The following is a 9,170-nucleotide window of genomic DNA, read 5'->3' as shown; positions in this document are numbered from 1 at the left end:
CCGCCATTGGTAACGTGCAAACCTTACCAAGCGACTTACTGGGTAAAAAAGCGGTAGGTACGTTGTCGGGCTTCTCTGGCATGGCCGCTAAATTAGGTGCTGTAGGCCTTACGTCATTGGTACCTATTTTAACAGCGGACGGTAATTATACACCGGCGTTTGTGATAGGCGCGTCTTTAGCGATTATTGCAATGGCAGCAGTATGGATTTTAATTCCAAAAATTGAACCATTGAAAAAGCCTAACTAATTTGTTGGCAATGGCTGTGTTTCTCACAGCCATTTACTACCTAAGGTAAGTGATAATAATGAAAAATATTTACTTTATTGGCGAGTGCATGATTGAGTTAAGAGCGACTGTTCCCTCTACATTGCATCAGTCATTTGCAGGTGACGTATACAATTCGGCTGTTTACTTAAAGCGTTGTTTCCCACAAATCAGCACCTCAGTTATTACCGCTTTAGGGGAGGATAACTTAAGTAAAAAAATGCGTGAGCGTTTTGCAAGTGAGCAATTAAATACAGACTATGTATTTGCTCATAACAGTAAAGTCCCAGGTATGTATTACATAGAAACGGACGAGCAAGGCGAGCGCAGTTTTATTTATTGGCGTGATGATTCAGCAGCCAAAAAGGTGGTTGAATTTATCAGCCCTGGGCTTGTTAAGCAGCTGTCATCGGGTGATATGTTTTTCTTTTCGGGTATTTCTTTAGCCGTAATAGAAGAGCAAGCAAGAGCGCAGTTTTGGGACATAGTGAAGCAACTTAAAGCCGCGGGTGTAAAAATAGTATTTGACCCAAATTACCGTGCGCGACTTTGGGATAACGTTGAGCAAACTAAAGCGCAATACCATAGTGCATTTAGCCTAGCCGATATTACGTTACCCGGCGTTGAAGACTTAGAAACGCTTTACAACGTGCAAAGTGTAGAAGCGGTAATTGATTATTTGGCTCCGTACAACATTAACGAAATTATAGTAAAAAACGGCCCCGATTCAGTCATTACAAAAGAGGCTAATACAGTGCAAAGCCACAGTATTACGCCGGTTAAAAACGTTGTTGATACAACCTCCGCAGGCGATGCCTTTAACGGCGTGTATTTAGGAGCGCGCTTAGATGGGCGCCCAATTAGCGAAGCGGTTAAGCTGGGCGCGCAGGCTGCCGGCGCTGTTATTCAGCAACCCGGTGCTATTGCACCAAAAGATGTTTTTCAACAAGCCATGGCTAAATCAGGTCTCTAACTGGCTAATTTACTCAATTTATAACACTAAGTAGCACGATTACTTAAAATAAGGGAAATAACGCATGACTCGCTTTTCTGAACTAATGGCAGGGCAAACTCTGCTACCTATAATTCAAGCAGACACGCCAGAGCAAGGTGTAAACATTGCTAAAGCAATGGCAGAGGCAGGCCTAACTTTGGTAGAAGTTGTTCTTAGAACAGATGCATCAATTGATGCGCTTAAAGCCATAAAAGAACAGGTTCCACAGCTAAAAGTGGGCGCAGGCACCGTTATTAACGAAACAATTTTAAAGCAAGCGCTAGAAGCAGGCTCAGATTTTATAGTTACTCCCGCTGTATCGCCTACACTATTAAGTGAGCTGGTTAAGTGTAACGTGCCAGTATTGCCAGGTGTATCAAATACCGGCGATATATTAATGGCGCTTGAGTATGGTTTTGAAGAGCAAAAACTCTTTCCTGCTTCACTGGCTGGTGGTGCGCCGTTTGTCTCTGCTGTCTCATCTGTATTTCGTGCAGTGAGCTTTTGCCCGACCGGCGGTGTAAGCGAAAAAAATAAAATGGATTACTTGTCGTTAAACAATGTATTTGCAGTAGGCGGTACCTGGGTTGCTAAAAAAGAATGGGTAACGCAGGGTAATTGGCAAGCCATTACAGACTCTTGTATCGAGGCTTTAAAATAGCAAGGAGCAAAAAATGAATTATTTAGCCCCAACCATTGCACCAGGCGTTGTTGTTGGCGATGAAGTAAGCGAAGTGTATAAACACGCACGAACGCATCAGTATGCATTGCCTGCTGTAAACGTGGTGAGCACATCGTCAATTAATGCCACCTTAGAGGCCGCAAAAAAAATGAAGTCGCCGGTCATTATTCAACTATCTAATGGGGGAGCGCAGTTTTTTTGTGGTAAAGGTTTAGCACTCGAGGGCCAGCAATCTGCCGTTGTTGGGGCAATAAGTGCTGCACAGTATGTGCATAACGTGGCGAAGCACTATGGCGTTGCTGTCATGCTGCACACAGATCACGCAGCAAAAAAACTACTGCCCTGGATTGATGGTTTATTAGATGAAGGCGAAAAGTATTTTGCACAAACAGGCAAGCCGCTTTTTTCATCGCACATGATTGACTTGTCAGAAGAGCCACTGGAAGAAAATATAGAAATTTGTGAGCGTTATTTAGCGCGTATGGCAAAAATAGGCATGACACTTGAAATAGAGCTCGGGTGTACCGGCGGAGAAGAAGACGGGGTTGATAACTCGCACCTCGACAGCTCTGCGCTTTACACTCAACCAGAAGATGTAGCCTACGCCTATGAGCGACTTAGTAAAATAAGCCCTAATTTTATCATTGCTGCTTCTTTTGGTAACGTCCACGGCGTATACAAGCCTGGCAATGTGGTATTAACACCTACCATATTACGCGACTCGCAAGCCTATGTAGCTGAAAAATTTAATTTAGAGCATAACGCTATTAATTTTGTATTTCACGGTGGGAGTGGCTCTGAGCACAGTAAAATTGCCGAGTCGCTAACTTACGGGGTGGTAAAAATGAACATTGATACCGACACCCAATGGGCGAGTTGGAACGGGGTATTAAACTACTACCAAGAAAAACAAGGCTACTTGCAAGGCCAAATTGGTAATCCTGATGGCGAAGATAAACCCAATAAAAAATACTATGATCCACGTGTGTGGTTACGTCAGTCGGAGCAGCATATGGTGGCTCGCCTGATCCAATGTTTTGACGACCTTAATTGTGTGAACAGGTATAGCGCATGAAAAGACTGAATAAAGTATTAAAGCAAGATGGGGTTGAAACCGACCTTATCATGTTAATTCGCACGCTATTAGCAACCACAAAAGAAATAGCGTTTAGAGTTAGCCAAGGTGAGCTTGCGGGTGTTTTAGGCTCTACCCTTAACGAAAACATCCAGGGCGAGGTGCAAAAAAAGTTAGATGTCATTGCCAATCAACTGTTAAAAGATACCTTAATTGATGATGATCTTGTAAAAACAGTGGCATCTGAAGAAGAAGATAATGCAGTAGGCGCCCACCCTGATGGTAAATATATTGTGGCATTTGATCCCCTTGATGGGTCATCAAACATTGATGTTAACGGGCAAATAGGCACTATTTTTACCATTTACCCAGCTAAAGCAGATGTGCCCTACGATAGTGATGAGCAATTCAATCAACCCGGTACTAATCAGGTTTGTGCAGGCTACGTGCTGTATGGGCCATCGTCGTTACTAGTAATGAGTACAGGTGGGCCAACCCGCTGTTATACACACGATTTAACCCACGGTGGCTTTTTGCTTACAAAACCAGAGCTTGCAGTACCGAGTAAAAGCCGTGAGTTCTCGGTTAATATGGCAAATTACCGATACTGGGATGAAGCAACACAAGTTTACTTTGATAAATTGCTGTATACATCAGAAGAATTTGCTAAAAGCTCAATTCGCTATAATGCAGCCATGGTTGGCGATGTGCACCGAATTTTATGCCGTGGCGGGGTATTTATGTACCCGCAAGATACGCGCGCGGGTAATGAAAACGGTAAAATACGCTTACTTTACGAAGCTAACCCACTGGCAATGCTTACTGAAAACGCAGGCGGTATAGCCACCTCTAAAGGCATGCGTATTTTAGATATTCAGCCCGATGAGCTGCATCAGCGTGTGCCTGTTATTTTAGGCTCTAGTGAACCTGTGACTTACTTTAATTCTACGGTTTATTAAATCTGGCTAAGGCCTCAGTACAAAAGGGCGGTTATTGTGCCCTTACGCCTTTTAAATAAAACGTATGCCGCTGCTGACTAATAGTGAGTTAAACGCAGTGGCTACGTTAGTTTATATACACATCAAAAATTCATACCTATAGGCTATTACAGCTAAAGCTTCACACCTATATTTTCCACCCTTCCATTCTTTATGTGCTTATCGCGCTACGTATTAATACAGAGTAATTCTTTCGGTAAAACCAATTGTTCATAAAGGTTGTTTGTTTATCTATTCGTGAAATTAATATTGGTAATAACGCTACGTTATTAGGTATAGACGTAAGTTAACTTTCAGTTAATAAAATATGATGAATTTTGAACGAATATAGTGGTAAAAGTGTTTTTATTATGCTTATATTACCAAGTTGGTTAACAATTAAGCGTAGAAATAAAATAATTTGGTAATAACATACTGGGTATTTGGTAAATCACACATATCACCTGCCAAATACTAAACCACACAATTAAGGAGAATAGAGCCATGATGAAATTAAAACATTTTGCATTATGTGCTGTTGCAGCTGCCATTATAGGTTGTGACACGGATTCAAATAATAATAACAACACATTGGGCTCTATTGCTCTATCAGGCACAGCGTTAACGGGCGAAACATTGTCGACCAGCGTAAATGATGCCGATGGTATTTCTGGCGAAGTAAGCTACTACTGGTACGCCGACGGACAAGTTATAAGTGGCGCTAATGACGCAACTTTTACATTAACAGATGAGCAAATTGGTTTTGCAATTACAGCACAAGCACTTTATACAGATGACAGCGGTGTTAATGAGTCACATTTAAGTGAGCCCACCGATGAAGTGTCAGCTATTCCTTTTGCGGCCACGGTAGAAATTAACGGTGATGCAATTATAGGTAATGAACTAAGTGCTAATGTAGCGGATGAAAATGGTTTTGATCCGGCGCTTGTAGCATATACATGGTTTGCAGATGATGTTGAAATTGCCGATGAAACCTTAGCAACCTACACTATTACCGAATCGCAACTAGGTAAAGTTATAACTGTAAACGCAGCATTTGAAGATAACAGAGGCTTTGCAGAGTCAGCTACATCAACTGCCACAGCGCCAGTAGAGCGTGCAAATTCAGAAGGGTCGGTGGCTATTGTTGGCACACCTACGGTGGGTAATACACTTACAGCCGAAATAACAGATGAAGATGGCGCAAGCGGCACAATTACTTACCAATGGTTTGCTGATGAGGTTGCAATTAGTGGTGCCACGCAAAGCACTTACGTTGTAGATGAGTCATTACTAGGGCAATTTATTACCGTGCAGGTTACCTACACGGACGATCACGGTTTTACCGAAGACAACCTTTCTGAGGCAACCATTGCTGTTTCTGCAGAGGCTGTAGATGAAGCGGGTAGTATCACCATCTCAGGGGCTACGCCATATTTAGTGACTAGCGAATTAACCGCTGAAATTAGCGATAACAATGGGGTAGATGAGCAAAACGTTACCTACACTTGGCTTGCTGATGGCGTAGCAATTGCCGACACCAACAGCAAAACATTTACGCCAACTAATCAAGCTGGCGCGATTATATCGGTCACTGCGAGTTATACCGATAACGATGGCTTTTCAAGCACAATTACCGGTGCCGCCGATACAGTAGTGTACACGCAAGTGATAAGCGATGCGGATGCGCTATTAGGTGCTATTAATGCAGGGCTTGGTGATGGCGATGTGCTTGGTTTAAATACCGGTGTATATGCCGATCTTGATGCCATTATGCTAACCAGCGCAGCAACACTTAAAGCTGTTGAAGGACAAAGCCCGGTAATTAGTGGCGAGCTTTGTATTCATGTAGCCAGTGGGGTTGATGGCGCGGGTATTGAAGGGCTTACATTTAAAAATATTGATACTAAAACGGGTGGCTTTTGTGAAACCGAAGAAGATGCCGTTATTTATTCTGAGGGTGACAACTTCACATTTACACAAAATACTATCGATGGTGAAGCAGAGACGTTAAATAATTCTACCTACCATTGGTTAATGCTTAAAGGCGACGCCGCAATGGTTGAGCGTAATACCTTTGCCAACCGCGATAAAGCAGAAAATGGTTCGGTGATAAAAATGTCTTCATCGAGCACTAACCACGTTATTCAATATAACCTTTTCACAGGTACCAGCAGCAACCCAAATTTTGGTAATTCTAGCCTGCACTTAATTAACGCAGGTAGTACAACAGGTACAGGCTCTGCTGATGATGCAAACTTTACTATTCAATATAACCGAGTAGAAAACTTTGTTACAGGCCGACGTTTAATGCGCGTACAAACCTCTGGCGCGACGATTAAAGGCAATACCATTTTAAATCCTAATGGCGGTATTTCGCTTGAAGATGGTGGATTTAATACGGTATCAGACAACATTATTATTCGTACCACTGATATTGCAAGTTCAAGCGATCGTCCTGCCGGCGTGCTAGTTACGCCTTTAGGCCACACTGTAAGCAATAACTACATCGCTGGTATTCGCTCAGGTAATAAAGAAGCCGGTGGTATTGTATTTACCGCTAACCCATTTTCACAAGCTGATGGCGGGGTGCCAAATGGAGGTAACCAAGCTGTGCTTGATGGCGCAGGCGACTTTACCCTTAATGTGACTAATAATACGGTACTTAACTCACAGCAACCATTTGTATTTAGTACAGAAATAGGTTCAAAGGCACCTGTTGGAGATTGTGATGAGCTTACCGCAGAAAATGCACCTGTACTGTATGGTTTAACTAAAAATGCGTTTGAAATTAACTTCAACGGTAATTTAAATGCTAATGGGGTGGGCGATCAAACTGATGAAGACACCATTGAAAGCAGCGCGCTTGTTTATGGTTTCTTTTACCCTAACGAGCTGTCGAGCGATCACTCTTTTGAATACGACTGTGACCTAATTAACCATACTGAATCACTGTTCTCTAACAGCTTTGGCTTTAGTGACAGTTATGAGTCGGGCGATGCGAGCGACCTTTGGGTTGATATTAGAAACGTAAATGGCAATGGTGAATACGACACCGATGGCGCTATTGACCAAAACCCAGAAGCAAATGGTAAAGAAATCCCAGAGTTTGTCACTGCTACAAGTACGCTGCTTGAGACTGACTCAAATGGAGCACAAGCCTTAGCAGGTGCAAGAAACTTATACTACATCCAAAGCACTGATGTAGGTGCAGGCTCTACGTGGGTGGCACAAGATGAATAAGCCCACACTGCACATTATTAATACTTATAAAAATAGCAAACTACGCACAACACACACAATGATAAAGGAGAACGCGGCATGTCGTTAAAAATGGATCGAAGACGTCAACATTCTACAAACAGCTCTGTTTGTAATCATTTTGCACTTTCACCTGCTGCTAAGTTAATTAGAGCTAGTTTACTTGCGGGTATGGCAGGTTCATTGTCATTTAATGCTTTTGCTCAGCAAGAAGCCCAAGAAAAAGTGACTGAAGTAGAGCAAGATGTAGAAATCATCAGCGTTACAGGTACTCGTAGAACCATACAAGATCAAATTGCAATTAAGCGTGAGGCAACAACGGTTGTCGATGGTTTATCTGCAGAAGATATTGGTGATTTACCCGCGCTGTCAATTGGTGAAGCGCTTGAGTCGATTACCGGTGCCGCATCTCACCGTGAAAACGGGGGCGCTACCGAAATCACCATTCGTGGTTTAGGCCCATTTTTAAGCGCAACCCATATTAATGGCCGTGAAGCTACCAATGGTAGTGGTGATCGCTCGGTTAACTTTTCGCAGTTTCCATCAGAGCTTGTAAAAAAGGTCGCTATTTACAAAACCCAAGATGCTTCAATGATTGAAGGTGGCGTAGCCGGTGTGATAGCACTTGAAACGATTGCCCCGCTAGATTACGGCAAACAACGCGTACAAGGCGAAGTAAAACTAAATTACAACCCAGATGAAAGTAATGTAGAAAACTCACTGCAAAGTGATACAGGCTATCGTGGTACGTTTAGTTATGTTGACCAATTTGAGTTTGCCGATGGCCAAGCAGTGGGTGTGTCTTTTGGTGTGCAGCGCCAAGATATTAGCCAACCAGAGGCAGAGTACAGAAGCTCAAGCCCATCGGGCTCTTCACTTTGGGCATGTTTAAATGACCCAACTAATACGAATGAAGGCTTTTACAGAAGCAGCGCAGGTGATTGTGAAGACCAAGTAAATGGCAGTAACAATCAAGGTTATCAAACAAACATCGACCCAGAAACAGGCAAAGCCGAAAGCGATGGCACTCCATACGCATGGACAGGTAGTAGCCGCAGCTATCGTCAAAATGAAACCTCAGATGAGCGTGATGCAGTATTTATTGCAATGCAATATCAGCCTTCGTCTGAGTGGGATGTTAACTTTGATGCACAAATCTCTGACAGAACACAAAGAGAAGCACGCCACGATTTAATTTTTTTACAAAAACGCGCAACACCTGGTTTAACAGGCCCAACGCTTGTTACTAACGATGTAGGCGGAATTTTACATTGGGAAGGTGAAGAACGTATTGAGTCGGCGGGCGAGCAATTCTCACGTGAAGAAAACTACCAAGGTTATGGTATTAATATTGAGCACACGGTAACCGACCGCCTTACTGTAAATCTTGATTTAGCGTATTCAAAAACTGAGCGTGAAGAGCTACAAATTTCTAACCGTGGTAGAACCGCCGACCGTAATTTGTTTAGCTGGGATATGGGCGATGAAATTCCTCACTTCACGTTAACGGACTTTGATGTAACTGATATTTCTAACTTTACAGATAGCTTACGTACACGTTTAGACCGTGAAAACGTTCGCGAAAACGTAGTTAAATCGGCGCGTATTGATTTTGACTACGCGTTAGAGGGCGATATATTTACCAGTATTGAAGGGGGTATTAGAGCCTCAGAACTAAGCTTTATACAGTTTGGTGGTAGCCAAGGTAATGGGTCTCGTACTGAGTATACTATAGGCGATGACTCAGCATTGGAGATACTTCAAGGCTGTCAAATTGACTTCCCAGAATCTGATTTTTTATCTAGCGTATCGGATGGCAACTTAGTAACAAATGTAGATAGTAGCGGTAATGTAATAAGCTCTGGGACAGGTTCTTCGTGGGCGACCTACGATAACGTGTGTTTCTCTCAAGCCG

6 protein-coding genes and 1 pseudogene are annotated in these 9,170 nt (G+C 42.9%); all 7 read left to right on the top strand.

Translation table 11 applies throughout. From position 1 onward, the window contains the following. Positions 1 to 248, top strand: a pseudogene (locus L650_RS0104980) (MFS transporter); the annotation flags it as partial. A 58-nt stretch (positions 249 to 306) separates the two neighbouring features. Further along, a complete protein-coding gene (locus L650_RS0104975; RefSeq protein ID WP_029772407.1) occupies positions 307 to 1,239 on the top strand; it encodes a sugar kinase in 933 nt (310 codons plus the stop codon). Between the two features lie 64 nt (positions 1,240 to 1,303). Then, positions 1,304 to 1,921 carry a bifunctional 4-hydroxy-2-oxoglutarate aldolase/2-dehydro-3-deoxy-phosphogluconate aldolase gene (eda, locus tag L650_RS0104970; RefSeq protein ID WP_024034155.1) on the top strand — a complete coding sequence of 206 codons (618 nt, stop codon included), beginning with the start codon at positions 1,304 to 1,306 and terminating at the stop codon, positions 1,919 to 1,921. 13 nt (positions 1,922 to 1,934) lie between these two features. Next, entirely contained in the window at positions 1,935 to 3,017 is a 1,083-nt protein-coding gene (gene fbaA / locus L650_RS0104965; protein ID WP_024034154.1) for a class II fructose-bisphosphate aldolase, read from the top strand. After that, a complete protein-coding gene (locus tag L650_RS0104960; protein ID WP_029772406.1) occupies positions 3,014 to 3,976 on the top strand; it encodes a class 1 fructose-bisphosphatase in 963 nt (320 codons plus the stop codon). Before fbaA ends, L650_RS0104960 begins: the two co-directional genes overlap by 4 nt. 525 nt (positions 3,977 to 4,501) lie before the next feature. Next, positions 4,502 to 7,237: a poly(beta-D-mannuronate) lyase gene (locus tag L650_RS0104955; protein ID WP_029772405.1), complete on the top strand. Its 2,736-nt coding sequence runs from the start codon at positions 4,502 to 4,504 to the stop codon at positions 7,235 to 7,237. 78 nt (positions 7,238 to 7,315) lie between these two features. Continuing rightward, positions 7,316 to 9,170: TonB-dependent receptor plug domain-containing protein (locus L650_RS0104950; RefSeq protein ID WP_164835542.1), on the top strand; the 1,855-nt coding region annotated here is incomplete at its 3' end.

The organism is Pseudoalteromonas sp. TB51 (genome assembly GCF_000498055.1).
GTDB classification, from domain to species: domain Bacteria; phylum Pseudomonadota; class Gammaproteobacteria; order Enterobacterales; family Alteromonadaceae; genus Pseudoalteromonas; species Pseudoalteromonas atlantica.
Note: the sequence above shows the minus strand (reverse complement) of the source record. Positions and strands in the feature narration are given on the sequence as shown.

Bases quoted from the DNA above. Each gene is read 5' to 3' on its own strand.
- L650_RS0104975 (WP_029772407.1), top strand. From the start codon at position 307: ATGAAAAATATTTACTTTATTGGCGAGTGCATGATTGAGTTAAGAGCG.
- eda (WP_024034155.1), top strand. From the start codon at position 1,304: ATGACTCGCTTTTCTGAACTAATGGCAGGGCAAACTCTGCTACCTATA.
- fbaA (WP_024034154.1), top strand. From the start codon at position 1,935: ATGAATTATTTAGCCCCAACCATTGCACCAGGCGTTGTTGTTGGCGAT.
- L650_RS0104960 (WP_029772406.1), top strand. From the start codon at position 3,014: ATGAAAAGACTGAATAAAGTATTAAAGCAAGATGGGGTTGAAACCGAC.
- L650_RS0104955 (WP_029772405.1), top strand. From the start codon at position 4,502: ATGAAATTAAAACATTTTGCATTATGTGCTGTTGCAGCTGCCATTATA.